The sequence below is a fragment of the Dietzia sp. NPDC055877 genome, assembly GCF_053615975.1.
This window is the reverse complement of record NZ_JBSHCV010000004.1, coordinates 112,000-136,406: the sequence shown is the minus strand read 5'-3', so window position 1 is coordinate 136,406 and position 24,407 is coordinate 112,000. Positions and strand designations below refer to the sequence as shown.

The 24,407-nt window shown below is 70.3% G+C and carries 26 protein-coding genes and 1 riboswitch; of the genes, 12 read left to right on the top strand and 14 right to left on the bottom strand.

Annotated elements, in window-relative coordinates; genetic code table 11:
* Positions 1–18: 18 nt before the first annotated feature.
* From ACWGLC_RS06840 to ACWGLC_RS06805, 8 genes are all read right to left on the bottom strand, one after another.
* Positions 19–2,487 carry an ABC transporter permease gene (locus tag ACWGLC_RS06840; protein WP_452099186.1) on the bottom strand — a complete coding sequence of 823 codons (2,469 nt, stop codon included), beginning with the start codon at positions 2,485–2,487 and terminating at the stop codon, positions 19–21.
* Positions 2,484–3,353, bottom strand: a complete 870-nt coding sequence (locus ACWGLC_RS06835; protein WP_452099185.1) for an ABC transporter ATP-binding protein — start codon at positions 3,351–3,353, stop codon at positions 2,484–2,486. The genes ACWGLC_RS06840 and ACWGLC_RS06835 overlap by 4 nt, the downstream gene beginning before the upstream one ends.
* Before the next feature lie 218 nt (positions 3,354–3,571).
* A complete protein-coding gene (locus tag ACWGLC_RS06830; RefSeq protein WP_452099184.1) occupies positions 3,572–4,270 on the bottom strand; it encodes a response regulator in 699 nt (232 codons plus the stop codon).
* Positions 4,267–5,631: a sensor histidine kinase gene (locus ACWGLC_RS06825; RefSeq protein WP_452099183.1), complete on the bottom strand. Its 1,365-nt coding sequence runs from the start codon at positions 5,629–5,631 to the stop codon at positions 4,267–4,269. The genes ACWGLC_RS06830 and ACWGLC_RS06825 overlap by 4 nt, the downstream gene beginning before the upstream one ends.
* Positions 5,632–5,708: 77 nt before the next feature.
* Positions 5,709–6,266, bottom strand: a complete 558-nt coding sequence (locus tag ACWGLC_RS06820; protein ID WP_452099182.1) for a hypothetical protein — start codon at positions 6,264–6,266, stop codon at positions 5,709–5,711.
* On the bottom strand, positions 6,263–6,820 hold the full coding sequence (locus ACWGLC_RS06815) for a hypothetical protein (RefSeq protein ID WP_452099181.1): 558 nt from the start codon (positions 6,818–6,820) through the stop codon (positions 6,263–6,265). Before ACWGLC_RS06815 ends, ACWGLC_RS06820 begins: the two co-directional genes overlap by 4 nt.
* Positions 6,821–6,886: 66 nt before the next feature.
* Positions 6,887–7,345 carry a PPOX class F420-dependent oxidoreductase gene (locus ACWGLC_RS06810; RefSeq protein ID WP_452099180.1) on the bottom strand — a complete coding sequence of 153 codons (459 nt, stop codon included), beginning with the start codon at positions 7,343–7,345 and terminating at the stop codon, positions 6,887–6,889.
* A 36-nt stretch (positions 7,346–7,381) separates the two neighbouring features.
* A complete protein-coding gene (locus ACWGLC_RS06805) occupies positions 7,382–8,227 on the bottom strand; it encodes an exodeoxyribonuclease III (RefSeq protein ID WP_452099178.1) in 846 nt (281 codons plus the stop codon).
* Between the two features lie 80 nt (positions 8,228–8,307).
* On the opposite strand from ACWGLC_RS06805, the gene ACWGLC_RS06800 reads away from it, so the two are divergent.
* Both ACWGLC_RS06800 and ACWGLC_RS06795 read left to right on the top strand, forming a co-directional pair.
* Positions 8,308–8,514, top strand: coding sequence for an antitoxin MazE family protein (locus ACWGLC_RS06800; RefSeq protein WP_452099177.1), 207 nt, complete (start codon positions 8,308–8,310; stop codon positions 8,512–8,514).
* Between the two features lie 2 nt (positions 8,515–8,516).
* Positions 8,517–8,843, top strand: a complete 327-nt coding sequence (locus ACWGLC_RS06795; RefSeq protein WP_452099325.1) for a type II toxin-antitoxin system PemK/MazF family toxin — start codon at positions 8,517–8,519, stop codon at positions 8,841–8,843.
* Between the two features lie 31 nt (positions 8,844–8,874).
* Here the strand turns inward: ACWGLC_RS06795 and ACWGLC_RS06790 are convergent, their stop codons facing one another.
* Complete coding sequence (locus tag ACWGLC_RS06790; protein ID WP_452099324.1) at positions 8,875–10,017, bottom strand: MFS transporter; 1,143 nt, start codon at positions 10,015–10,017, stop codon at positions 8,875–8,877.
* Positions 10,018–10,124: 107 nt separating this feature from the next.
* Entirely contained in the window at positions 10,125–11,036 is a 912-nt protein-coding gene (locus ACWGLC_RS06785) for a bile acid:sodium symporter family protein (protein WP_452099176.1), read from the bottom strand.
* Positions 11,037–11,221: 185 nt separating this feature from the next.
* Positions 11,222–11,337: riboswitch (SAM riboswitch) on the top strand.
* Positions 11,338–11,389: 52 nt separating this feature from the next.
* On the opposite strand from ACWGLC_RS06785, the gene ACWGLC_RS06780 reads away from it, so the two are divergent.
* From ACWGLC_RS06780 to ACWGLC_RS06765, 4 genes are all read left to right on the top strand, one after another.
* Entirely contained in the window at positions 11,390–12,724 is a 1,335-nt protein-coding gene (locus ACWGLC_RS06780) for an O-acetylhomoserine aminocarboxypropyltransferase/cysteine synthase family protein (protein WP_295652236.1), read from the top strand.
* Positions 12,725–12,736: 12 nt separating this feature from the next.
* A complete protein-coding gene (gene metX, locus ACWGLC_RS06775) occupies positions 12,737–13,906 on the top strand; it encodes a homoserine O-acetyltransferase MetX (RefSeq protein ID WP_452099175.1) in 1,170 nt (389 codons plus the stop codon).
* Positions 13,903–14,403 (top strand): hypothetical protein, encoded by a 501-nt coding sequence (locus ACWGLC_RS06770; protein ID WP_452099174.1) that lies wholly within the window; start codon positions 13,903–13,905, stop codon positions 14,401–14,403. Before metX ends, ACWGLC_RS06770 begins: the two co-directional genes overlap by 4 nt.
* 130 nt (positions 14,404–14,533) lie before the next feature.
* Positions 14,534–15,463, top strand: coding sequence for a type IV toxin-antitoxin system AbiEi family antitoxin domain-containing protein (locus ACWGLC_RS06765; RefSeq protein WP_452099173.1), 930 nt, complete (start codon positions 14,534–14,536; stop codon positions 15,461–15,463).
* A 131-nt stretch (positions 15,464–15,594) separates the two neighbouring features.
* On the opposite strand, the gene ACWGLC_RS06760 is transcribed toward ACWGLC_RS06765, so the two are convergent.
* A complete protein-coding gene (locus ACWGLC_RS06760) occupies positions 15,595–15,948 on the bottom strand; it encodes a DUF3017 domain-containing protein (RefSeq protein WP_452099172.1) in 354 nt (117 codons plus the stop codon).
* Between the two features lie 7 nt (positions 15,949–15,955).
* Positions 15,956–16,813: a bifunctional methylenetetrahydrofolate dehydrogenase/methenyltetrahydrofolate cyclohydrolase gene (locus ACWGLC_RS06755; RefSeq protein WP_452099171.1), complete on the bottom strand. Its 858-nt coding sequence runs from the start codon at positions 16,811–16,813 to the stop codon at positions 15,956–15,958.
* Between the two features lie 60 nt (positions 16,814–16,873).
* Here ACWGLC_RS06755 and ACWGLC_RS06750 point away from each other — a divergent pair, with 60 nt between their 5' ends.
* The 5 genes from ACWGLC_RS06750 to ACWGLC_RS06730 are packed head-to-tail and all read left to right on the top strand — an operon-like array spanning position 16,874 to position 20,796.
* Entirely contained in the window at positions 16,874–17,365 is a 492-nt protein-coding gene (locus ACWGLC_RS06750) for a tRNA (cytidine(34)-2'-O)-methyltransferase (protein ID WP_452099170.1), read from the top strand.
* Positions 17,366–17,379: 14 nt separating this feature from the next.
* On the top strand, positions 17,380–18,444 hold the full coding sequence (locus tag ACWGLC_RS06745; protein WP_452099169.1) for a metal ABC transporter substrate-binding protein: 1,065 nt from the start codon (positions 17,380–17,382) through the stop codon (positions 18,442–18,444).
* Positions 18,441–19,244, top strand: a complete 804-nt coding sequence (locus ACWGLC_RS06740) for a metal ABC transporter ATP-binding protein (RefSeq protein WP_452099168.1) — start codon at positions 18,441–18,443, stop codon at positions 19,242–19,244. The genes ACWGLC_RS06745 and ACWGLC_RS06740 overlap by 4 nt, the downstream gene beginning before the upstream one ends.
* Positions 19,241–20,110, top strand: coding sequence for a metal ABC transporter permease (locus ACWGLC_RS06735; RefSeq protein WP_452099167.1), 870 nt, complete (start codon positions 19,241–19,243; stop codon positions 20,108–20,110). The genes ACWGLC_RS06740 and ACWGLC_RS06735 overlap by 4 nt, the downstream gene beginning before the upstream one ends.
* Complete coding sequence (locus tag ACWGLC_RS06730; RefSeq protein ID WP_452099166.1) at positions 20,107–20,796, top strand: metal-dependent transcriptional regulator; 690 nt, start codon at positions 20,107–20,109, stop codon at positions 20,794–20,796. The genes ACWGLC_RS06735 and ACWGLC_RS06730 overlap by 4 nt, the downstream gene beginning before the upstream one ends.
* Positions 20,797–20,878: 82 nt before the next feature.
* On the opposite strand, the gene ACWGLC_RS06725 is transcribed toward ACWGLC_RS06730, so the two are convergent.
* Together ACWGLC_RS06725 and ACWGLC_RS06720 are read right to left on the bottom strand one after the other, a co-directional pair.
* Positions 20,879–21,379 carry a hypothetical protein gene (locus tag ACWGLC_RS06725; RefSeq protein ID WP_452099165.1) on the bottom strand — a complete coding sequence of 167 codons (501 nt, stop codon included), beginning with the start codon at positions 21,377–21,379 and terminating at the stop codon, positions 20,879–20,881.
* Between the two features lie 417 nt (positions 21,380–21,796).
* On the bottom strand, positions 21,797–23,218 hold the full coding sequence (locus tag ACWGLC_RS06720; protein ID WP_452099164.1) for an FAD-binding oxidoreductase: 1,422 nt from the start codon (positions 23,216–23,218) through the stop codon (positions 21,797–21,799).
* A gap of 139 nt (positions 23,219–23,357) precedes the next feature.
* Here ACWGLC_RS06720 and ACWGLC_RS06715 point away from each other — a divergent pair, with 139 nt between their 5' ends.
* Entirely contained in the window at positions 23,358–24,389 is a 1,032-nt protein-coding gene (locus ACWGLC_RS06715) for an SLAC1 family transporter (protein ID WP_452099162.1), read from the top strand.
* The last annotated feature ends 18 nt before the right edge of the window (positions 24,390–24,407 follow it).

Below are 24,407 nucleotides of genomic sequence, written 5' to 3'. Positions count from 1 at the left end.
AGCCACCCGGGCCGCGGTTCAGCCGGCGGCCAGCCCCACGGTCGGTGAGAGCATCGCCGCCCGCCGGGCCGGGAGGACGGACGCCAGGAGCCCGGCCAGCAGTGCCGCGCCGACCACCAGCAGCAGCTGGAGCCACGGCAGGGTGAAGGCCAGCGGCACATCCATCTCGCCGAGCAGGGCAGCGATCCCGACCGCACCGAACCCGATCCCGGCGATGATGCCGATTCCCGCGGCCACGACCGTCATCTGGACGGCCTCGCAGGCCAGCATCATGCGCATCTGCCCCCTGGTCAGGCCCAACGCCCGCAGCAACGAGGACTCCCGCGTGCGTTCGATGACCGACAGCGAGAGCGTGTTGGCCACGCCGATCACCGAGATCACGATCGCCACCGCCAGCAGTGCCAACACGATGCCGAGCATCGTCGTAATGATCTCCTCGATCATCGCCCGTTCCAATGCCGGACCGACCTCCGCCTGGAGCCCAGTATCGCCGGAGATCGTCGAGGCCAGCGTCTGCAGCTGCGCGGACGAAAGGTCCTCGACCTGTGCCCAGATCTGCATCGTCCCGGCGCCGGGGTCCAGCTCCAGAAGGGTGTCCATCGGTACCAGGATCGAGCCGGGCCACGGGGACTCAGCGGTGGTCGTCTCCACGGTCACCTGTCGGCCCGCGACGGAAAGCGTCAACGGAGCGCCGGGGGCGCCGACCGCGTCCGTCAGTTCGTCCCCGATGGCTGCGGTGCCCGCGGCCGGTATCGGATCATCCCCGCGGGACGCCTGCCCGACGGACTCGTCGACCCCGAGCACCAGCACGTCGTCGTCGCCGACACGGGCGAGGGTGCCCCGCACGGCCTCGGCGTGGACAACGCCCTCCGCATCGGTGACCGCGGCGATCTCGGCTGGCTCGAAGATCTGTGACTCCTCACTGGTGACGAACATGTCGATGGGGCGTTGCGCATCGATTTCCCTGGAGATCGACCCCTGGGCCAGTGCCGCGCCCACCATCATCGTGGTGACGATGGAGACGCCGATGACCATGCCGATCGTGGTGGTCGCCGTGCGCCCCGGGTGCTTCCTCGAGTTCAGAGCGGCCAGCCGGAACGGCAGCCACCTCCCGGGAACCATGCCCGCCAGTCCCGCGATCATCGGGGCCGCCGTCACCCGGAGCAGGACGATCAGACCGATCGCCGTGACCGCTGCGGCAGGTATGGCGATGATCATCCGGGCCGCCGCGACCGCGACGGCCATCCCCGCGATGCCTCCGAGGAAGAGTGCCGAGCCGAGGATCGTGGTCCACATGCGCGATCGGGGTTCGGGCGAGACCGCTTCGAGCGGGCGCATCGCCATGAGCGGCGACGTGCGCATGGCCTTGCGGGCCGGCAGGGACACGGAGAGCAGGGTGACCGCCACGCCGAGGACCATCCCGACCACGACGATCCACCAGTGCAGCACGGGCGGTTCGAGCGCGGCGAGGCCCGGCACGCTCCCACTCACCGCGGCGAGCACGTGTCCGAGTCCGAAGCCGCCGGCCGTGCCGAGCAGGGAGGCGACCCCGCCGACCAGCGCCCCCTCGAGCAGCACCATTCGCCTGACCTGGCCGGAGGTCGAGCCGAGACACCGTAGCAGTGCCAGCTGCCGGGTGCGCTGGGCGATGAGCACATCGAAGGTGTTCATGATCACCAGGGCCGCGACCAGCAGCGCTATCACGGTGAACGCCAACACGATCACGGCGAGCATCGCGGCGTCACCGAAGAACCTCTCTGTCTCGCGGTCGACGATCTCCTGCTGGGTGAGGACGGTGGCGTCCACTCCGGCCACCTCCAGTGCGTCGCTCACCGACGCCTTGAGTGCCTCATGGTCACCTCCGGCGAGCGGGGCGGCGATCCTGATCTCCGTCGTCGAGACCCGGCCCAGCTCCGCCAGGTCCTCGGCGAGGACGAACACGGTCGGCAGCGGAGAGGCCCCTACACCGGTGTAGAGACCGGTGATCTTGAGAGAAGGGCCCGGCTGCTCGCGGCCGGCGTCGTCGTACACCGTCGGCGTCAGCGTGTCCCCCACCGCCAGTCCCAGGTCCTGCGCGGTCGCGTCGTCGACGGCGGTCTCGAGCCGTTCGGTGGGCCACCGGCCGGCGGCCAACTCTTCCGCACGCAGGTCGGCATTCGGCAGGTTCCGGGCCACAGTGCTGTACTGCCGACCATCGATCTGCGTCTGGAAGAACGATGTCGAGTGAGCACCGGCGCTCCCGACACCCCCGTGCTCCTGCAGTGCGGTAAGCGCGCGGCCGATGTCGTCGTCGTCGAACCCCTGGGTATCCACCACGGCGCCGACGCCGGCGTACTCGCCGGCCAGCTGGGTGCGCATGCTCGACTGGAAGGAATCCATCGTGGCCAAGGTCGCGACGACGAAACCCACCGAGATCGCGATAGCGAGCCCCGCGGCCAGCAGCCGGGCGCCGCCGGAGCGGAACGTGGACATCAGAACGGTTCTCATCGTGCGAGTGCCTCCTGTTCGACGAACGGCAGGGTCTCGTCGCTCGGACCCGGATTGAGACGCAGCAGGGTGTCGGCGACGGCCTCCGGGGTCGGAGCGGCGAGATCAGCGGCCGGGCGGCCGTCGGCCAACATGATGACCCTGTCGGCGTACGCGGCGAGCCCAGGATCGTGCGTGACCATGATGACCGTCTGTCCGTACTCGCGGACCGCGGCGGAGAGCAGGCGCATGACCTCCGCCCCCGAGGCCGAATCGAGGTTGCCTGTGGGTTCGTCGGCAAAGACGACTGCGGGCCGGGTCACCAGGGCCCGGGCCACCGCCACGCGCTGCTGTTGCCCACCGGACAGTTCATGGGGTTTGCGAGCGAGCAACGTCGCGATACCCAGCCGGTCGGTGACAGTACGGACCCAGCCGGCATCCAGCTTTTCGCCGGCCAGCTGAGCCGGCAGGCCGATGTTCTGGCGCACACTGAGCGTCGGGATCAGGTTGAAGGACTGGAAGACGAAACCCGTCCGGGTGCGCCTCAATTTGGTCAGCGCCTTGTCGCTCATCCCCGTGATCTCGCGACGGCCGAGAAACACCCGACCCTCGTCAGGCGAGTCGAGGCCGGCCAGCACGTGCATGAGCGTGGACTTGCCGGACCCCGAGGGGCCCATGATCATGGTGAACCGGCCGGCATCGACGGAGATGCTGACCCCGTCGAGGGCGAGCACCTGGTTCTCGCCGCTGCCGTGCCGGCGGGTGACGTCTGCGGCCCGGACGGCGGCGTGGCCGGTGGCTTCTGCGGCCCGGACGGCGGCGTGGCCGGTGACGTCTGCGGCCCGCGCGGAGGCGGACCCTCCGGAGCCGCTTGAGGTCTCGGTCATCGTGTTCTCCTTGGTGGTCGTGTTGTCGATGACCACCGTATGGAGCCGTGACCTGCGCAGACATCCTCCTCGAGGCTCTCCTTCGCGCCCGGGACTCATCCTGTGGGATGACGCCGCGCCCCTCTGGGATGAGGCGATCCGCCGTTGACGGGCCGCCCCACGCGGACGGGGCGGCCCAGCGGCGACGGGCCGCGCCGACGTGTCGGAGCGGCTCTACGTCAGCGGACTGCGCCCGGGCCCGCCACCCCGTGCTCGTAGGCCCAGACCACCGCCTGCACGCGGTCCCGGGCGTCCAACTTGGCGAGGACCCGCCTGACGTGGGTCTTGACCGTCGCCTCGGAGAGATACATCCGCCCGGCGATCTCACCGTTGGAGTCGCCGGTGACCATGGCCAGGAGGATGTCCGTCTCGCGGTCGGTCAGCCCTGCCCGTCGTGCCCGGTCGCGCGGCGATTCGGGTGCGTCGGAGGTGACCAGCATCGGACCGACATGCTCGAGCAGGCGTCGGGTGGTGGTCGGCGCGACCACGGAGCCGCCCTCGTGCACCTGACGGATCGAGGCCAGCAGCGTCTCGGGCGGGACGTCCTTGAGGAGGAAACCGGCGGCGCCGGCTTTGAGCGCGGCAAACGCGTACTCGTCGGTGTCGAAGGTGGTGAGGACGACGATCCGGACCGCCGGGACCTGTCCGGCGTCGACCATCGCCAGGATCTCCTCCGTGGCGGCGATGCCGTCCTTGACCGGCATGCGCACGTCCATGAGGATCACGTCGACCGGCCGCTCGCGGAGGAGATCGACCGCACGGGCGCCGTCTCCGGCCTCGGCGACGACCTCTATATCCGGTTGCGATCCGATGAGCATCGCGAAGCCGGCGCGCAGCAGATGCTGGTCGTCCACCAGCATGACCCGGATAGGGTTCATCGCCGACCCTCCCCGGCGGGGAGACGTTCCCTGGGCGTGCCGGCGGGTCGTCCGGGGCGGGGGAACCGGGCGCGGACGGCGAATCCCGTGTCCTCGTAACCGACTTCCACCGTTCCGGAATACAGCGCGACCCGCTCCTTCATCCCGTCGAGTCCCGAGCCGAGACGCTCACTGTCATGGTCTTTCGCATCTCCGGTGGTGCCGATGCCGGGTTGGCCGTCGCGCACCTGCGGGTCGTGATCGACGACCTCGACCAGCAGGGTGGAGCCGGCGGCGCTGATGACCACCTCGGACCGCGCGTCGGGGCCGGCGTGTTTGAGCGTGTTTGTCAGCGCTTCCTGCACCACCCGGTAGACGGCGAGCGACTGCCCCTCGGGCAACTCCCCCAGCCAGTCAGGCGGCCGGTACTCGACCGGTAATCCCGCGGCCCTCACCGATGCGACAAGCTCGGCGAGGTCGGTGGCCTTGGGTTGCGGTCGATGGTCCACCGGATCTTCCGGGCTGCGCAGCACCCCGAGCATCCGGCGCAGTTCCACCAGCGACTCGCGGCCGGTGCTCGCGATGGTGCCCAACGCGCGTTCGGCGGCCCGAGGATCGGTGCTCGCCACGTACCTGCCACCGTCGGCCTGGGCGATCATCACCGACAGGGAATGGGACACCACGTCGTGCATGTCGCGCGCGATCCGGAGTCTCTCGTCGGTGGCGGCGGCCGCGGCTTCGTGTGCCCGCTCCCTGATCAGTAGTCGATTGCGCTCCTCGATCTCGGCGAGACGCCTGTGGCCACGGGCACCGACCTCGCCGAGCATCCACGCGACCATCACCGTGGACGCGCAGAAGCCGGCGACGACGGTCGCCACGATGATCTCCTGGAAGCCGAGCGTCGGGACCGAGGACGGCCCGGTACCCGCTGGTCCGATCCAGAACACATTGGCCGCATAGGGCACGAGCACCAGCACGGCGCCCGCCAGCCCGAGCCCCAGGAACGCCCTCGAGACCTTGGGGCTGCCGAACTTCGCCACCGTGTAGACGGTGATCGGGACCGCCACGATCTGGATGGACGGCGGGATGAGCAGCACCACCATGAGCAGAGCCGCTCCCGCGACCGTCATCGCGGCCGGGACCAACCACGTGCGGCGCAACGCCAGCGCACCGGTCATGGTGAGCGCCACCGCCAGCTCGATCCAGCCCGGCAGGAGCGGGTTCTGCCCGTAGAAGGAGTCGCGGCTGGCAGCAAACGTCAGCAGGCTCAACGGGATCGCCACGAAGAGAGCGTCTGTGATCCAGGGGTGCCGTTCCAGGAACGCCAGAACGCGTTCGACGCGGCCGCTCGGCTGCGCAGGCGGAGTCGTGGCGGCACCCATGCCCGTCACTGTAGTTCGGCCCGAACGCGCTCCGAATCATCCTGCGGGATGATGTTGCGGGATGACGACCGGCCTCATCAGCGCGCCGCGAGACACTGGTCATCTCCGACCGTGAAAGGAACGTCGACGCTGGAGCGTTCGTCCTCCTCCTCGAGCGATGGCACGGAGGTGATCCGGGCTATGAACTCCCCGCAGGCGTCGTGGTACTCGAAGGTGAAGTCCGTGGCAGCCTGCCCGCCGGGATCAACATGCGAAGTCTGCAACGAATCGGTCATGCGCCTCGGGAGGTCCTCACCGTCCACGAGGTTTCCCGCCTCGAACACGGTGACGCGGTACCAGCGGGGAAAGAGCTCATCGGACGTGTTGTCGATCGTCATACGCAGGCCGATCTCGTACGGCCGTGTCGCGTACTGCGCCCGCCATCCCAGGTCGCGAATGGCGGGAATGACGCCGGCGGTGACGCCCTCACGCAGGTCGACGACCACCTCGTCTCCCGCGATCTCCTCGCCCGTGGCGGCCCCGCGCGGCCACAGGACGAGCACGCTGAGCACCACGACGAACGTGACGACCGCGGTGATCCAGAACGCTGCGCGCGAGGCGGTCGGGGGCAGCGCCGGTGAGGCGGTGTCACTCATGCTGGCTCCTCCGGGCGAACGGTGAACGAGTACTCTTCGCCATCGACCCGGAGGTCCACCTCGTAATCGGCGACGTCGCCTGACGGCGGCGCGTACTCGAGCCGGATCCAGTACGGGTCGGCTCCGCGCAGCCGGCCGCCGACGCCGTCGAGCAGGCTCCGACTGCCCTCGGCCGGGAGGAGTTCTTCGCGCTCGCCGGATCCATCGGTGGCATAGAGGGAGAGACTCATATCGTCGAGCGTGGACCATTGCTGAGCATCAGCGCCGTCCCTCTCCATCGCCACGACGAGCGTGACGTAGCGATCGCCCGTCGGCGCCGCGAGCCCGGGTATCGACGTGGGTTGGCGAACATCCCTGACGGTGATCAGCGAGACCGGCCCGGGCGCGAGCGCGTCCTCGTCGCTCAATCGGTATGCGGTGGTGACGCCGTCGACCGGGTCGTCCCTGACCACGCCGACGACGACAAACGCCACGGCGGCTGCCACCACACCGACGACGAGGCCCGCGACGAGCTGAAGCCATCGTGGGCGAGCCGGCGCGGAGGTCCTCGTCATGCGCACATGGTAGGAGACCTCACTCGTCCGCGAGCCGAGCGACGTGATTCTGGGTCCGCGCCCCGCCTATCCCGTCGGAGGCGGAAAACCGCCCGTGGCGACCGGACCCCAGTCGTCGATCGTCACGCGGATGAGGCTCTTGCCCTGGCGGACCATCGCCTCGCGGTACTCATCCCAGTCACTGTGTTCACCGGCGACGCTGCGGAAGTACTCGACCAGCGGTTCGACCGCCTCGGGAAGGTCGACGATCTCCGCGGTGCCGTCGAGGTGAACGTAGGGGCCGTTCCAGTCGTCTGACAGGACGCACACACTCACGGCCGGGTCGCGGCGGATGTTGCTCACCTTGGCCCGCTGCGGATACGTGGCCACCACGAGTCTGCCCTCGGGGTCGACGCCGCAGGTCACCGGCGAGGTCTGCAGGCCACCAGACGACCGCCGGGTGATGAGTACGGCCCGGTGGCGGGGCGTGAGGAACTCGACGAGCGCGGTGCGATCGGGACGTTCGGCGGTGGCGTACTTCGTCATGCTCCCGAGGCTACGAGAGTCGACGGTGCGCCGCAGTCACTCGTAGACGACGGTCACCGGCGCGTGGTCGGACCAGCGCATGTCGTAGGCGCTCGCCCGATCGACCCGGTCGGACACCGCGCGGTCGACCAGGCCGTCGGTCACCACGTGGTAGTCGATACGCCAGCCCGCGTCGTTGTCGAACGCCTTGCCGCGCTGCGACCACCACGAGTACGGGCCCACCTCGTCGGGCCGGCGGTGGCGGACGATGTCGGTCCAGCCGCTGCCCTCGGCGAACACACCGGTCATCCACTCGCGCTCGTGCGGCAGGAAGCCCGAGCTCTTGTGGTTGCCCTTGTGGTTCTTCAGGTCCTCCTCGCGGTGGGCGATGTTCCAGTCGCCGCAGATGATCATCTCGTGGCCGTCGCGGGCCCCCACGGTCGCGGCCCGCTCGGCGAGGTGCTCCCGGAATGACGCCAGGAAGCGGTCCTTCTCGTCCTGCTTGGGCGTGCCCGCCGACCCCGACGGCAGGTACAGGCTCGCCACGGTGACGGTCTCGCCGTCGACCGCGCCCGGGTAGACGGCTTCGATATATCGCCCGGACTCGGCGAACTCCGGGTCCCCGTGGCCGACGCACACCTCGGCCGGCTCCTGCCGCGACAACAGCGCCACGCCGGCACGCCCCTTGAGGGACGAGGGCGACCCGATGAGGTGCCATCCGGCCTCGAGCGCGGGTGCCAGCGCCTTGCGGGTCTGGTCCTCGTCGGCACGCACCTCCTGCAGGGCGACGACGTCCACCCCGCTGGTCTCCAGCCAGGGCAGAAATCCGAGGTTGGTCTCCGAGCGCTGCTTGACGGCGGCGCGGATCCCGTTGACGTTGACGGTCGACACGGTAAGGCTCACGGCCGCCATCGTAGCGCCCCCCGATAACAGCCTCGGGCCAACACCCGCGCCCATCCGTCCGTTACATGTAACATGGCGACATGAGCACGAAGGACCGGGTTCGCCGCCACCGCGAACGCCTGCGGGCGCAAGGACTGCGGCCCATCCAGATGTGGGTCCCGGATGTGACGTGGCCGGGCTTCAGCATCGAGGCGCACAAGCAGTCTGTTGCGATCGCCGGCAGCGCACAGGACACGGAGGATCAGGTATTCGTTGACTCGCTGTCCACCGATTGGGACGACGACTGACGATGCGGCGCGGCGAGATCTGGACCGCGTCAGGGCGTGGCTACGCAGGCAAGCCCCGCCCGGTGGTCATCGTCCAGGACGACCGATTCGACGCCACGGCCTCGGTCGTGGTGTGCCCGTTGACCACCAACCCGACTGAGGCACCACTCTTCCGGCCCGCGGTCGAGCCTTCGCCGCTCAATGGTCTGACCACAGCATCACGGCTGATGGTCGACAAACTCACCGCCGCTCCACGAGATCGGGTCCGCGAACGGGTCGGGACGCTGGAGCCGGAGCACCTGGTCGCCTTGGAACGCAGCATGATCGTCTTCCTCGGGATGGCAGATTGACGCCGAACGTGACCGAGACTCCGCACACCGATCAGGCGGCCTCCGAGCGCCGGGCCCCCAGGACCGCGGCCACGAGGATCACCAGCCCGAGCGCCGCCAGCGCCGCCCCCGCGAGTGCGGGAGAGGTGTAGCCGAAGCCGAACGCGATCACCACGCCGCCGATCCACGCCCCGAGCGCGTTCGCGGCGTTGAGCGCCGAGTGGTTGAGGGAGGCCGCCAGCGTCTGCCCGCGTCCGGCGTAGCGCATGAGGCGGGTCTGCAGGCCGGGCACGAGCGCCGAGCCGGTGGCGCCCACGAGGAAGAGCCCGATCACCGCGGTGACCGGATTGTGCGCCGCGAGCGAGAACAGGGCCAGGACGGCCGTCATGACGGTCGCGATGACCACCAGGCCGCGGTCGAGATCGCGGTCGGCGATGATGCCGCCCACCACGTTGCCGGCGACCATGCCGAGCCCGTACACCGCCAGCACAGCGGGCATCCAGGCGCGGTCGATGCCGGCGACGTCGACCATCGTCCACTGGATGTAGGTGTAGATGGCGAACATGCCGCCGAAGCCCACTGCGCCCACAACGAGGGTGGCGAGGATCTGCGGGCGGGCGAGCGCCGCCAACTCCTCGCGCGCCCTGACCACGACGCCTCCCGTGGGTTCGGGGACGACGACGAGGATGGCCACCACGGTCGCGGCCCCGATCACTCCGACAGCGAGAAACGCGGACTCCCAGCCCGCGGCCTCCCCGAGCCAGGTGGCCACGGGCACGCCGATCACGTTCGCCACGGACAGACCGAGCAGCACCTGGGCCACGGCCCGCGCCTGCTTGCCGGCCCCGGCGAGAGAGGCCGCGACCAGTGAGGCGACGCCGAAGTACGCGCCGTGCGGGATGCCGGCGAGGAAGCGTGCGGCGACCAGCGTTTCGAGGGTGGGCGCGAACGCGGCGACCACGTTGCCCGCCGTGAACAGCCCCATCAGGACCATGAGCAGGGTCCGCCTCCGCCAGCGGGAGGTCCACACCGTCAGCAGCGGGGCGCCCACCACCACACCGAGGGCGTAGGCGGAGATGACGGTGCCGGCCTGCGGCTCGGAGATGTCGAAGCTGTCCGCGATCGAGCGGAGCAGGCCCATCGCGGCGAACTCGGTGACGCCGATGCCGAACCCGCCCAGCGCGAGGGCGAGAATCGCGAGCTGGACGCGGGCGGGCGAGAAACCGGGGTGTTCGGCGACGGGCTGGGGCACCGCAGCAGGTTACGCCGCGTGCCGGGTGGCTCCCGTGACGGTCAACCCGTTCAGGGGGCGGCGAATCCTGCCGGGGTCCCTGACGCCGGTAAGGGCGCCGTACGCATGAGCCGGCGCCCGCCCCAGACCAACACGAACGTGGTGATGTACATGACGATGCTGTAGACCGCCGCGGCGAGACCGACCTCCTCGATGCCGATCACGGTGAACGCGATGAGCATCGTGAGCGTGGTGTTCTTGATCCCGAGCTCGACAGCGATCGCGATCTGCTCGGCGCGGCCCAGGCGGCAGACCCAGGCGACCAGGCCACCCAGGATGATCACCGCGATGTTGAGGACGATCACCGCGGGGCCGACGGAGGCGACCAGGTCGACGATGCGGTCCCGCTCCCCCAGCACGATGCCCACGATGAGTGCCACCAGGACGACGAGCCCGACGACGCCGACGAACCGCTCGATCCGGTCAGCCAGCGCCGGCTTGCGGGCTCGCAGGAGCATGCCCAGTGCGACGGGGATGAGGATGACGCCCAGCAGGAGCCCGAAGGTCTGGCCGAGCGGGACCGTCACGTCGTATTCGGTGGCACCGGGGATGACACGAGCTCCGATGTCGAACCACAGCGGCAGCGTGAGGATCACCGCGACCGACGCGATGGCGGTGAGGATGATCGACAGCGCGACGCTGCCGCGGGCCAGGTAGGTGATGAGATTCGATGTGGCGCCGCCGGGTGAGGCGGCCACGAGGATCACGCCGAGCGCGAGCAGTGGCGAGAGGTCGAAGATCATCGTGACCCCGACGCCCACGAGCGGCACGAGGATCAACTGGGCGACCAGGCCGACGATGGTGGCCCACGGCGCCCTGGCCTGGACCGCGAAATCCTCCTTGGTCAGGCTCAGGCCGATGCCGACCATGATGATCGCCAGCGCGATGGGTAGGCCGATCTCGATCAGGGGACTCTGGTCCACGGGGTCTCCTCCGGTCCTCGGTCCGTCGACGGAAGGGCCGCCTGTGATCTGGACCACTGACCGGTGACGATATCCCACGTCCGGGGGCCGCGGTGCCCGAACTCCGGCCTACGGGCTGGGACCAGTCAGCCGGTCAAGTAGCCCCTCGTTGCGGGCGGTAAACGGCCTAGGCTAGCCTGACCCCAGGTCATGAGTTCCAGCGACAAGCCCCGGCTCGCTGGACGGCAACCCTCCACCGCGGTGGGGTGCCCCGGGAGACGACCTGGCCCACACCACATACGGTGGCAGGCAAGCGCGGGTCCGTTGTCCTTCAGCGGCCGGACCCTTCTGACGAGAGGAGGGGCCAGGCCCCTATGACATACGACAACAGCAATCCAGACTGGGCCTTCGAGACGCGCCAGGTTCACGCAGGTCAGCCCGTCGACTCCGACACCGGCGCCCGCAACCTGCCGATCTACCAGACCACCTCGTACGTCTTCGCGGACGCCGAGCAGGCCGCCAACCGGTTCGCCCTGTCCGAGATGGGCCCCATCTACACGCGCATCACCAACCCGACCGTCGCCGCGGTCGAGGCGCGTATCGCCTCCCTCGAGGGCGGCGTCGCCGCGACCATGTTCGCCTCGGGACAGGCCGCCGAGACCGCGGCGATCCAGTCGATCCTCCAGGCCGGCGGACACGTCGTGGCCTCGCCCCGCCTCTACGGCGGTACCGATGCCCTGCTGCGCCACACCCTGCCCAAGTACGGCATCGAGACCACGTTCGTCGAGAACCCGGACGATCCCGAGTCGTGGCAGGCCGCCGTCCGGCCCAACACGCGCGCGTTCTACGCCGAGACGATCTCCAACCCGCTCAACGACGTGCTCGACATCCCGGCCATCGCCGAGATCGCTCACCGCAACCAGGCGCCGCTCATCGTGGACAACACGACGGCCACCCCGTACCTGGTCCGTCCCCTGGAGCTGGGCGCCGACGTCGTCGTCATCTCCGCCACCAAGTACCTCGGCGGCCACGGCTCCTCGCTGGCCGGCGTCCTGGTCGACGGCGGCTCCTTCGACTGGCGCGCGCAGCGCGACGGCGAGGACCTCTACCCGTCCTTCACCACCCCGGACCCCGCCTACCACGGCGCCGTCTACGCCGACCTCGGCGCGCCGGCCCTGGCGCTCAAGGCCCGCGTCACACTGCTGCGTGACACCGGCGCCGCGCCGAGCCCGTTCAACGCCTGGGCCATCGCGCAGGGCATCGACACCCTGAGCCTGCGCGTCGAGCGGCACGTGTCCAACGCGCAGACGATCGCCGAGTGGCTCGAGGCCCGCAGCGACGTCGCGTCGGTCTCCTACGCCGGCCTGGCGTCCTCGCCCTGGAACGCCATCCAGAAGAAGATCTCCCCCAAGGGCGCCGGCGCGATCGTCACATTCGAGCTGACCGCCCCCGAGGGCGCATCCGACGAGGACCTCAAGAAGCGGGCCTGGTCGTTCATCGACGCGCTCAAGCTGCACTCCTGCCTCGTCAACATCGGTGACGTGCGGTCGCTCGTGAGCCACCCGGCCACCACGACCCACTCACAGGGCACCCCGGAATCCAACGCCAACGCCGGGGTGTCCATCTCCAGCATCCGCCTGTCGGTGGGCATCGAGGCCGTCGAGGACATCATCGCCGACCTCGAGCTCGGGTTCGCCGCGATCTCCTGATCTCACACGCCCATGGTCTCCGCCTCCGATCCGCTCGCGCTGCTACCTCCGGGTGACGGCACCCTCGGCCACGTCGCCATCGGCGACCTCACGCTGGTCACGGGTGTCGTCCTCCCGGCGGTGACGCTCGCGGTGCAGCGGTGGGGGCGGGTCAATGAGGATCGATCCAACGTGGTGCTCGTCGAGCACGCGTTGACCGGCGACTCGCACGTCGTGGGGCCGGTCGACTCACTGCACCCCACCCCGGGTTGGTGGAACGGGCTGGTGGGGCCCGGACTGCCGCTGGACACCAACCGCTACTGCGTGGTGTCCGTCAACGTCCTGGGTGGGTGCCGTGGGTCGACCGGGCCGAGCTCACTGCACCCCGACGGCCACTACTGGGGCGCCCGCTTCCCCGCCGTCTCCGTGCGGGACATGGTCGCCTCCGAGCGGATGCTCGCCGACCTGCTGGGCATCGAGCGTTGGGCTGCGGTGATCGGCGGGTCGATGGGTGGGGCCCGCACGCTCGAGTGGATGATCACCCATCCCGAGCGTGTCCGCGCGGCCTGCGTCCTGGCCGTGGGCGCGCGCGCGTCGGCGGATCAGATCGGCATCCAGACGGCACAGATCATGGCCGTCACCTCCGACCCCCACTGGCAGCAGGGTGGCTATCACGGCACCGGTCGCACGCCGGTGACCGGTCTGGGCATCGCCCGCCGCATCGCCCACCTGTCGTACCGCGGCGAGGTGGAGCTCGACGAACGCTTTTCCAACCGGCCCCAGCCCGGTGAGAATCCGCGCGCCGAGGACCTGTCAATGTCCGGTCGCTTCGCCGTGCAGTCGTACCTCGACCACCAGGCCGGCAAGCTCGTCTCCCGCTTCGACGCCTGCACCTATGTGCTGCTGACCGACGCGCTCAACCGTCACGACGTGGGCCTGGACCGCGGGGGCGTCGAGGAGGCACTGCACTCCTGCCCGGTGCCGTGTGTGATCGGCGGCGTGACCACCGACCGGCTCTACCCGCTGCGTCAGCAGGAGGAGCTGGCCGCGCTGCTGCCGGGCGCCGATCCCCTCGTGGTGATCGAGAGCCCCGCGGGGCACGACGGCTTCCTCACCGAGGACGATGTGGTGGGTCCGATGCTCGCGCGCACCATGGAGTTGTCCGAGCAGGACACGATCGAACGTTCCCGAGGACTGGCGTGACCGTGCCGGAATATAACGACGACGACAACGTCCACCCCGACCCCGCCCACCCCGGAGCCGGCCGCGACCCGGACCACACACCCCGGCCCGCCGCGATGGTGCTCGCCGGGCTGTCGGCGGGATTCGGAATCATCGGGGTGTCCATCGGGTTCGCCACCGTGCTGGGCGTGACCGCCACCGCCTCCGGCGGCTTCGACACCTCCGGATTCGGGCCGATGATCATCTCCGCCGTGTCCTCGCTGGTGCTGGGGCTGCTGCTCATCGTCGGCGCGGGGCTGCTGTGGCGCGCCCACCGTGCGTCGCTGGTAGTGATCAGCTCCGCCGTGACTCTGCTGGCATTGAGTTCGGCGGCCCGCATGGTGCTGGACAGTCTGACGTTCATCTCGGTGGTCGGCACCGTGTTCTCGTTGCTCGCGCTGGTCGCGATGGGCTACCTGATCACCTCGGACGATGTCCGCGAGCACATCCGCGAGGGCGTCCCGCTGCGCCTCCGCTGACGCGGCCTGCTCCGGCGCATTCTGCCCGCGCTCTCGCCGCGCCGCGATCTTTCCGCCGCACTCGCCCCGCCGCATCCCGCCGGTCTCTTTCAGGGGAGTTCTCAGCTGGGCGGTCGAGATCATCGAGGGTATGAATTTTCCAGAAGATCTCCTCGCGATGCTTCTCACCACCGATCAGCTCCTCAGCCGGGGCATGACTTCTCACACCTTGAGGCGCGCGGTGGAGTCCGGCGAACTGATCCGGCTCAGACCCGGGTTCTTCGTCGACGGCCGAGCTCGTGAACTCCAACGACGTGACCGGCACCTCCTGGCGGTTCTGGCCGCGGACATCGCCCTCGACGCGCCGGTGTTCTCCCACTCCTCCGCGGCCCTGATCCACGGACTCCCGGACTGGGGGCTCCCGCTTCGAAAGGTGACAGTGTGTGAGGAAGGGCCGGAGCCGCGTACGCGCAGCTCTGCACTGACCACGTTCCGCTCCGTGCCCGAGCTGTCGGGGCATCTGATGACCGTCGACGGCTTGCGGGTCACCACCCCTGCGCGGACGGTGACGGACATTGCGATGTCGACGAACAGAGATACCTCCGTGACGACCGCCGACGCTGCGCTGCACAACGAGATCGTCACGAGGGAGGCGCTCGATGGTGCGCTGGACGGGGCTGCGGGTCGCCGCGGGATCAGGCGTGCCCGACACAAGATGAGCCTAGTCGACGGACGAAGCGAGAGTGTGGCCGAGACTCTGAGTCGACTGATCTTCCGCGACTTCGGGCTGCCTGAGCCTGAGACACAGGTCGAGATCCGCAACCCCCGCGGGGTACTGATCGCCCGCGTGGACTTCCTCTGGTCCGAGTACGGGGTGATCGGAGAATGTGACGGCTTCGGCAAGTACTTCGACGGGCTGACCCCCGCCGAGACGCGGCGCCGCCTGGGCAAGGAGAAGGATCGGGACGCCGAACTCATGGCCCTCGGCTACCGGGTTCTGCACTGGCGATGGCGCGATCTCGAGGAGCCCCATGCCCTCGCTACACGAATCAAACGGGTGCTTCGTCACGCCGCAGCGTGACCCCTGAGCGCCGCCGGCTGAACGTCACCCATCCGATATCGCGCTGCCTGCCAGATTTGGCAGGCAGCGCGATATCCGATGGGTGGCGGCGGGCTTGATAGGCAAAGTATGAAGGGATCGAGAGGCCGGGGTCAGCCGGTGCCGAGGGAGTCGACCGAGGTGGCCAGCCACAGGATGACCGCCCCGATGCCGAGGTAGAACGCCGCGTCGAAGCGCTTGGAGCGCACCCCGAGCAGCCGGGCCCGCTCATCCGAGAGGCCCAGCCGCAGTGCCGCCGCCGCCAGTGCCACGATGCCCAGCACGAACGCGCCGCGTCGCCACCGCTCGAGAATCACGAATCCGAGTGCCACCGCCACACCGATGAGCACCAGCGCGAGCGGCCACTGCGACCGTACCTGCGCCCACGTCAGCCGGGCGGGCCGCGTCCGCGACGGGCCGGCATCGGCACGCTGGGGCCGTTGCCGGTCGGGGGCGGGATGGGTCATTCGGGCCTCACGCCTCGGCGGCCAGCCGCTCGCAGCGCTCGACCACGTTGCTCAGCAGGAACGCCCGGGTCAGCGGTCCTACGCCGCCGGGGTTGGGCGAGATCGCGCCGGCCACCTCCCACACGTCGGGGTGCACGTCGCCGGCGAGCTTGCCGTCGAGGCGGGACACGCCCACGTCGAGCACGGCGGCGCCGGGGGAGACCATGTCCGGGGTGAGCATGTGCGGCACGCCCGCGGCGGCCACGATCACGTCGGCACGGCGGGTCTCGGCGGCCAGGTCGCGGGTGCCGGTGTGGCACAGCGTGACCGTCGAGTTCTCGCTGCGACGGGTCAGCATCAGCCCGATCGGCCTCCCGACCGTGACGCCGCGGCCGATCACCACGACGTGCGCGCCGTTCAGCTCCACGCCGAAGCGACGCAGCAGCCGGATACACCCGTTCGGGGTGCACGGCAACGGGGCGGGCTCGCCCAGCACGAGCTTGCCGAGGTTGACCGGGTGGAGCCCGTCGGCGTCCTTGGCCGGGTCGATGCGCTCGAGGATCGCGTTCTCGTCCAGGTGCTTCGGCAGCGGCAGTTGCACGATGTACCCGGTACACGCGGGGTCGGCATTGAGCTCGTCGATCACGGCCTCGAGCTCGGCCTGCGTGGTCTCGGCCGGCAGATCGCGCCTGATGGAGGCGATGCCGACCTGCTCGCAGTCGCGGTGCTTCATCTTGACGTAGGACTGGCTGCCCGGGTCGTCGCCGACGAGCACGGTGCCGAGCCCGGGGGTGATTCCCTGGTCCCGGAGCGCGTCCACGCGCGTGGTGAGGTCGGCGACGATCTCGTCGCGGGTGAGCTTGCCGTCCAGCTTGATCGCGGTCACGGCTGCCAGTATCCCATTCCACGGCGGGCGCGCAGGCACGGCACTGCGAGAATGCCGGACATGACCGGAGCGGCTGTACGAGTGTTGTTCGACCGACCCTGCATCCCGCCCAACACCGGCAATGCGATCCGGATGGCCGCGGGCGCGGGCTGCGAGCTGCATCTGGCCGGCCCGTTGGGTTTCGACCTGTCCGAGAAGCATCTGCGTCGGGCGGGGCTGGACTATCACGACCTCGCCCATGTCGAGGTCCACGAGAACCTCGAGGCCGCGTACGAGCGCCTGCTGCCGGCGCGGGTCGTCGCGTTCACCGCGCGCGCCGACATGTCGCTACCGGACGTGAGGTTCGAACCGGGCGATGTCCTGCTGTTCGGACCGGAGCCCACAGGGCTCGCCCGGGAGGTGCTCGACGACGACAGGGTCACCGCGAGAGTTCGCATACCCATGCTGCCGGGCCGCCGCTCGATGAACCTGTCCAACGCCGCCGCGGTGGCCGTCTACGAGGCGTGGCGCCAGTTCGACTATCAGGGCGATGTGAGTTTCCAGTCCCCATGATTTAGAGTTTCGGTATGCCGAAATCTCGCACGGCCGGCACCCGTAACCACCCGGGTGGCCGAGTCGCCGGTGACGCCGTCGTCGTCGTCGCGGTCGTCGTTGCCAGGATCCGTGCGGCCTGCGCGGCGGCACCCGCCCTCCCCCGGCGCATCGCCGCGGCGGCCCTGGCGCTTCCGCTGGCCCTGTCGCTGACGGCCGGGTGTGCGGTTCCGACCACGCCCGGCGGGGACATCGACGACCGCGCCGAGTTCGTCGACACCGACGACCGACTGGTCGTAGCCACCACCTTCACGATCCTCGCCGACATGGCGCGCGTCGTCGGCGGTGACCGCGTACAGGTCGAGTCGGTCACCACCCCCGGCGCCGACGTGCATTACTACGAGCCCACCGCCGGCGACCTCCGGCGCGTCGAAGGCGCGGACCTGGTGATCAGCAACGGCCTCGGCCTGGACGACTGGCTGCTGCGGTTCATCGACGGCACGGGCGCCCGGCACGTCGTGACGACCGACGGCATCGCCCCCGAGCCCGTCAGGTCGGGCAACTCGGTCGGCCACCCCAACCCGCACGCCTGGATGTCCCCCACCGACGGGGCCGCGTACATCCGCGTGATCGCCGACGCTCTCGGGGAGATCGATCCCGCCGGCGCCGCCGGGTACACCGCCCGCGCCGACGCCTACACCGCCGAACTCGAGGCACTCGCCGAACGGGCGCGGGACGCCGTCGCGACCATCCCGCCCGAGCGGCGCGTGCTCGTGACCTGCGAGGGCGCCTTCTCCTACCTCGCGCGCGACCTGGGGCTCGAGGAGCTGTACCTCTGGCCGGTCAACAGCGAGAACCAGGGGCTGCCGCGGCAGGTCACCGCGCTCATCGACGAGGTCCGTGAGCGCGAGGTGCCCGCCCTGTTCTGCGAGTCGACCGTCTCCGGCGACGCCATGGAGCAGGTCGCGTCCGAGAGCGGCAGCCGTGTGGCGGGCCTGCTGTACGTCGACTCACTGTCCGCCGAGACCGGCCCCGTGCCCACCTATCTCGACCTGCTCGACCACGACCTCCACACCATCACCCGGGAGCTGACCGCATGACCGTGCAGCCACTGCCCTACTCACCGCACACCGGGCCGCCCGCTGCGGTGGTCACCGGCCTCACCGTGGACCGCGGCCAGGTGCGCGCACTCGACTCCGTCTCACTGACCGTGCCGTCCGGCGAGATCACCGTGCTGCTCGGCCCCAACGGATCCGGCAAGTCGACCCTGCTGCAGACCCTGCTCGGCCTGGTCACCCCGACCGCCGGGGCCGTACGCATACTCGGGCAGCCGGTGCGGAAGGCGTTGCGCAGCGGCAGGGTGTCGACGGTCCCCCAGAAGGACGCGCTCGACGAGGGCTTCCCCATCACCGCTGCCGAGGTGGTCATGCAGGGCCGGCGCAGGTTCACCGGGGCGTGGCGCCGACCGTCCGCCGAGGACCGGGACGCGGTGGCCGAGGCGCTCGGCCGCGTGGGGCTGACCAGGGTGGCCTCGCGGCGCATCGGCGAACTCTCGGGCGGCCAGCGGCGCCGCGTCCTCCTGGCCCGCTGCCTGGCCCAGGAGGCCGACCTGCTGCTGCTGGACGAGCCGTTCAACGGCATGGACGCCGGCAGCGAGGAGGTCTACATCGACGTTCTGCGTGAGCTCACGGCCGCCGGCCGCACCGCCCTGATCTCCACCCACCACCTCGGCACGGTCGAGCGACTGGCCGACTCGGTCGCGCTGCTCAACGGGCGGCTCGTGGCGCACGGCCCGGTCACCGAGACCACTACCCCCCAGATCCTGTCGACACTGCTCGGCGCGCGCCCACCCGCGGCGGCCACCGCAGCCGACCACACCGCCGAGGAGGCCCTACCGTGATCGATCTCCTTCTCGAGCCGATGTCGTACGAGTTCATGCGCCGCGCCCTGCTCGTGGTGGCGGCCTCCGGGGTCGCCGGCGCGCTGCTGAGCTGCTGGCTGGTCCACATGGGCTGGTCACTGATGGGTGATGCGGTCTCGCACGCCGTGTTGCCGGGCGTGGTGATCGCGGCGATGACCGGGATCCCGTTCGCCGTCGGCGCGCTTCTCGCGGCGCTCGTGGCGGTCACGCTTATCGGCGGGGTCCGCGAGGCCGGCACCGTCCGCGAGGACGCCGCGATGGGCATCGTGTTCACCGCCCTGTTCTCGCTCGGCCTGGTGCTCGTCGCCCGCTTCCCCAGCCAGCAGGACCTGCACTCGATCCTGTTCGGCAGCGTGCTGGGCGTCCGCGACTCCGACCTCATCCAGGTGCTGGCGGTGTCGGCGTTCACGGTGATCGTGCTGCTGGCCTTCCGCCGCGACCTCGTCATGCTGGCCTTCGACCGGCTCCAGGCCCACGCCCTGGGCCTACGCACCCGCGCCCTCACCGCACTCCTGTTGGCGACGCTCGCCACCGCGACCGTCGCGGGGGTCCAGTCGGTGGGCGTGATCCTGGTCGTGGCGACCCTGATCATCCCCGGCGCGACCGCCCAGCTCGTGGCCGACACCATGCGGGGGACGATGATCCTCGCCGTCGTCGTCGCCCTTGTCGGGGGCGTGACCGGCCTGTACTTCGGCTACTACGCCGACCTCCCGCCCGGGCCCGTCGTCGTCCTCACCCAGGCGATCATCTTCCTCGTCACGCAGTTGTTCGCGCCCCGGCGCGGAGTGGTGCCACGGGCGCTGGCGGGCGCACGCGCACGGCGATCGGGGATGATGGCGGCATGAACGACGACCAGCCGTTACGCCTGGCGGATCTCACCCCCACCATCCAGGCCTATCTCATGGCCGCCCACGCGCTGGGCGCCGGGGGCGAGCCCGTGACCTCGGGCGCGATGGCCGAGCGGCTGGGGGCGTCGCCGTCGTCGGTGAGTGAGGGCGTGCGCAAGCTTGTGGCACTGGGCCTGGCCGAGCACCGCCCCTATGCGCCTGTCGAGTTGACGGAGACCGGCCGCTGGCTGGCGGTGGCGATGGTGCGGCGCCACCGGATCATCGAGACGTTCCTGGCGCGCTGCCTGGACTACCCGTGGGACGCGGTGCACGCCGAGGCGGACGCGCTCGAACACGTGGTCTCCGACCGGTTCGTCGACGCCCTCGACGCCTTCCTCGACCACCCGCGGCGGGACCCGCACGGCGATCCCATCCCCACGCGCGACGGTCGCGTCGCCCCCCTCGGCGACACGCCCCTCGATAGCGTCGGCGAAGGCTCTACGGGTGTCGTGACGCGGGTCTCCGACCGCGACAACGCCGTGCTGCGCCACCTCGCCGACATCGGCCTGCGTCCCGACTCGCCGGTGCGCGTGGTCTCCCGCCAGGTGGAGCTGGGGATCATCACCGTGTCACTTGGCGGCGAGCCGGTGCAGGTCGGCACGCCCGTCGCGGCGGCGGTGCGGGTGCGCCTCGACGAGGCCTGAGCCCCGCCGCGCACGAGTCCTACGGGGGCGCGACGACAACGACGACGACATCACCCCGTCCACCCGTTCGGCCCGCGGTCACTCAGGCGGCGCGATGGGCGAGTGCGGGCCGGGCCCGGCTGGCCGGGGTGCCCGTCGCGCAGCGGTCGGTCCGGACGGCCGACGCCGGCGCGCGCTCCCGCGCGGCCCGACTCTCCCGCGCTTCTCGGCGTGCCCGTGCAGCCGGGGCCCGCAGGCCGAGCGCCACCAGAGTGGCGAGCACCATCACCCCGTCGATCAGAGCAGCCGCGGGCGCGCCCGTGACGTCGTGGCGCAGCAGGAGCACGGCGGTCATCGTCATGGACGCCTTGTGGAAGATCACCACGAGCCACAGCACGGCGGCGCCGGGCGGGGTGGCACCGAGATAGGCGGACAGGGCGGCGAAGACGAGCAGGCCGTACGCCCGCCAGTAGCCGGTCAGCTGGAACTCGGGCGTGATGGTGGGCGCCTCGAGTCCGGCGGCGATGCCCAGGATCGCCGCGACGACGGCGGTCGTCAGCAGCAGCGCCCGGTACAGCAGCAGGTGGAGTCGATCAATGGCCATGGTCGGTATCGTCGCCCGGCGGGTCGTCGGGCACATCGGGGAGATCCCCCGGTTCGCACCTGAGATCCGGGCCCGGCGGTGCGAGGGCCGCTCGTGTCAGTGTGGCCGTTGCGTCTTAGGGCCTCTGCTGCGGTCGGCGGTTCTCCCGCCATTCGCACGACGCCGCCCGGCCTGGCCCAGCATTGCCCGGCCCAGCATTGCCCGGCCCTGCAGCCCGGCCCTGCAGCCCGGCCCCACGCCACCCGGTTGCAAGACGTCCCATCCCGGTCGCAAGACTTCTGGCGCGTTCTCTGCTCCTCTAATCGCACCTGCGGTCTTGCAGCTTCGTGTGCATGTCTTGCAACTCGGCTTTCGGCCCCGTCCGTCGGCCAGTCGGCCCTGCGGCACTGCGGCACTGCGGCTCGGGGGCGGTCCCGGTTAGAACATCACACCAGGGTTGAGGATGCCCTGCGGGTCGAGTGCGGTCTTGATGCGCCGACTCAGGTCCATGACGTCCTCGCCGAGCTGGACGGGCAGCCACAGGGCCTTGAGCCGGCCGACGCCGTGCTCACCGGTGATGGTTCCGCCCATGCCGATCGCCAGGTCCATGACCTCGCCGAACGCCAGCTGGGCGCGGGCGGCCCGGTCGGGGTCGTCGTCCTCCAGAACGATGATCGGGTGGGTGTTGCCGTCACCGGCGTGGGCGACCAGCGCGATCGGGATGTCGCGGCGGGCGGAGATCTCCTCGATGCCGGCGACGAGCTGCGGAAGCGCAGGCAGCGGCACGCCGACGTCCTCGAGCAGCAGCGAGCCGACCTTGCCCAGGCTGGTGAACGCGGCGCGGCGGGCGACGGTGAACTGTTCGCCCTCATCCGGGTCGTCGGTGGCGAACACCTCGGTTGCGCCGTTCGCGCGGAACGCCTCGGAGATGAGCTCGGTCTCGGCCGCACGGTCGGCGCCGGTGAGGTCGGACTGCGCGAGCAGCATCGCCCCGGCCGAGGTGTCGAGCCCCATCCGCAGGTCGGCCTCGACGGCGCGGATCGAGACGTTGTCCATGAACTCGAGCATCGCCGGGCGGATGCGGCTGGTGATCGCCAGCACCGCCTCACTGCACGCCACCACGTCGGGGAAGATCCCCACGACGGTGGAGCGCGGCGGCTGCTCCGGGAGGAGTCGCACGATGATCTCGGTGACGATCCCGAGCGTGCCCTCGCTACCGACGAACAGCTTGGTCAGGCTGAGTCCGGCGGTGTCCTTGAGGCGCGCGCCGCCGAGACGGACCGCGGTGCCGTCGGCCAGGACGACGGTCATTCCCAGCACGTAGTCGGTGGTCACGCCGTACTTCACGCAACACAGGCCGCCGGCGTTGGTGGCGATGTTGCCGCCGATCGAGCAGATCTCGTACGACGACGGGTCCGGCGGGTACCACAGGCCGTGTTCGGCGACGGCCGCCTTGACCTCGGCGTTGTACAGGCCCGGCTGCACGGTGGCGGTACGGGTGACGGGATCCACCTCGATCGCCCGCATCAGCTCCGTCGACAACACGATCCCGCCCTCTACAGCCGTCGCACCGCCGGACAGGCCCGAGCCGGCACCCCGGGGAACGACGGGCACGCCGTGGGTGCTGGCCCAGCGCATGACCTCCCGGACGTCCTCGGTGGTGCGGGCTCGGACGACCGCCAGCGGCATGCCCGGGTGGGGCGCCTTGGCCCAGTCCTGGCGATAGCCCTCGAGCACGTCTGGGTCGGTGAGTAGCTGGGTAGAGCCCAGTCGGGCACGCAATTCATCGAGCTCGGCGGCGGTCACGCCATGACTCGCGGCGTCATGGTCGGCGGCACTGTCAGCGGTGGAGGCGCTCATGCCGTGTGAACCTACGCCGGCGCGCTGGCGTCGACTGTCTCATCGACGAGTTTCTCCCCCACCGAGGCGTCCTCACGCGTGGATCCCGCCTACCGCCCCCGGTTTCCCGACGACGACGCGATGCAGGCATAGTGTCCTGGTGCCCTCGACCCCCGGAGCAGGACAGTCAGCCCCGGGGACCGCTGTACCCGGGCCCGGCCCCGCGTGGTTCGGGGCCGTCATGGGCACCGGCGGCCTGTCGACTCTGCTGCAGCTGCACGCGGACGCCGTGCCGGGGTTCGCGACGGGTGCCGTCGTGATGCTCGTCCTCGGCTGGGTGATGCTCATCGGCCTGGGCTCGGGGTTCGCCCGCTCGATCGCCCGCGATCCGCAAGAGTGGTCACGGTCGGTTCGGGACGCCACGATGGTGCCGCTGTGGGGCATGGTCTCGATGGGCCTGTTGGCGGTGGGGTCGGCGACGTTCGTCGTGACCGAGACCCGGGTTCCGTCTCTGGCGTCCGTCGCGTTCGGGGTGGATGCCGCGCTCTGGGGCGCCGGCACGGTGCTCGGTCTGGCCACGGCGTTGGGTTTCGCGGTGTGGCTGATCTCGAGACGCCCTGCCCATCCGCTCCCCACCTGGGCGTTGCCGATGGTGCCGCCGATGGTCTCGGCGACCGCCGGCGGGGTGATCGCAAAGCAGGTCAAGTCCGAGGCGATCCGGTCGATCCTGGTCGGCGCCTGCGTGGTCTGCTTCGTGGTGGCCCTGGTTCTGGGGGTCGCGGTGATCGTGTTGGCCTACCACCACGCCTGGTTCCGCACTCCCGTGCCGGTGGCACTGTCGACCACCACGTGGATTCCGCTGGGGATCATCGGCCAATCGGCGGCTGCGGCGCAGGTGTTGTCGGGCCCGTCACTGTCCGGCCTCGCCCGCGTGTACAGCGCGGTGGTGCTGGTCGCGGGTGCGGGCCTGGGCGCATATGCGGTGTTCGTGACGATCCGCGGGTTCGTGGCGCGGATGCCGTTCAATACCGGTTGGTGGGCGATGGCCTATCCGTTGTCGACGTGCGGGCTGGGCTCGTACTTCCTGGGCTGGCAGTGGGCGAGCCTGCTGACGGTGGCGGTACTGATCGCCATCTGGCTGCTGTGTGCGGTCGCCAGCGTGCGCGCGATCGCGGCGCCCCGCCACGCCTGACCCCGCGCCGCTCTTGCC

Bases quoted from the DNA above. Each gene is read 5' to 3' on its own strand.
- ACWGLC_RS06840 (WP_452099186.1), bottom strand. From the start codon at position 2,487: ATGAGAACCGTTCTGATGTCCACGTTCCGCTCCGGCGGCGCCCGGCTG.
- ACWGLC_RS06835 (WP_452099185.1), bottom strand. From the start codon at position 3,353: ATGACCGAGACCTCAAGCGGCTCCGGAGGGTCCGCCTCCGCGCGGGCC.
- ACWGLC_RS06830 (WP_452099184.1), bottom strand. From the start codon at position 4,270: ATGAACCCTATCCGGGTCATGCTGGTGGACGACCAGCATCTGCTGCGC.
- ACWGLC_RS06825 (WP_452099183.1), bottom strand. From the start codon at position 5,631: ATGGGTGCCGCCACGACTCCGCCTGCGCAGCCGAGCGGCCGCGTCGAA.
- ACWGLC_RS06820 (WP_452099182.1), bottom strand. From the start codon at position 6,266: ATGAGTGACACCGCCTCACCGGCGCTGCCCCCGACCGCCTCGCGCGCA.
- ACWGLC_RS06815 (WP_452099181.1), bottom strand. From the start codon at position 6,820: ATGACGAGGACCTCCGCGCCGGCTCGCCCACGATGGCTTCAGCTCGTC.
- ACWGLC_RS06810 (WP_452099180.1), bottom strand. From the start codon at position 7,345: ATGACGAAGTACGCCACCGCCGAACGTCCCGATCGCACCGCGCTCGTC.
- ACWGLC_RS06800 (WP_452099177.1), top strand. From the start codon at position 8,308: ATGAGCACGAAGGACCGGGTTCGCCGCCACCGCGAACGCCTGCGGGCG.
- ACWGLC_RS06795 (WP_452099325.1), top strand. From the start codon at position 8,517: ATGCGGCGCGGCGAGATCTGGACCGCGTCAGGGCGTGGCTACGCAGGC.
- ACWGLC_RS06780 (WP_295652236.1), top strand. From the start codon at position 11,390: ATGACATACGACAACAGCAATCCAGACTGGGCCTTCGAGACGCGCCAG.
- metX (WP_452099175.1), top strand. From the start codon at position 12,737: ATGGTCTCCGCCTCCGATCCGCTCGCGCTGCTACCTCCGGGTGACGGC.
- ACWGLC_RS06765 (WP_452099173.1), top strand. From the start codon at position 14,534: ATGAATTTTCCAGAAGATCTCCTCGCGATGCTTCTCACCACCGATCAG.
- ACWGLC_RS06760 (WP_452099172.1), bottom strand. From the start codon at position 15,948: ATGACCCATCCCGCCCCCGACCGGCAACGGCCCCAGCGTGCCGATGCC.
- ACWGLC_RS06750 (WP_452099170.1), top strand. From the start codon at position 16,874: ATGACCGGAGCGGCTGTACGAGTGTTGTTCGACCGACCCTGCATCCCG.
- ACWGLC_RS06745 (WP_452099169.1), top strand. From the start codon at position 17,380: ATGCCGAAATCTCGCACGGCCGGCACCCGTAACCACCCGGGTGGCCGA.
- ACWGLC_RS06740 (WP_452099168.1), top strand. From the start codon at position 18,441: ATGACCGTGCAGCCACTGCCCTACTCACCGCACACCGGGCCGCCCGCT.
- ACWGLC_RS06730 (WP_452099166.1), top strand. From the start codon at position 20,107: ATGAACGACGACCAGCCGTTACGCCTGGCGGATCTCACCCCCACCATC.
- ACWGLC_RS06725 (WP_452099165.1), bottom strand. From the start codon at position 21,379: ATGGCCATTGATCGACTCCACCTGCTGCTGTACCGGGCGCTGCTGCTG.
- ACWGLC_RS06720 (WP_452099164.1), bottom strand. From the start codon at position 23,218: ATGAGCGCCTCCACCGCTGACAGTGCCGCCGACCATGACGCCGCGAGT.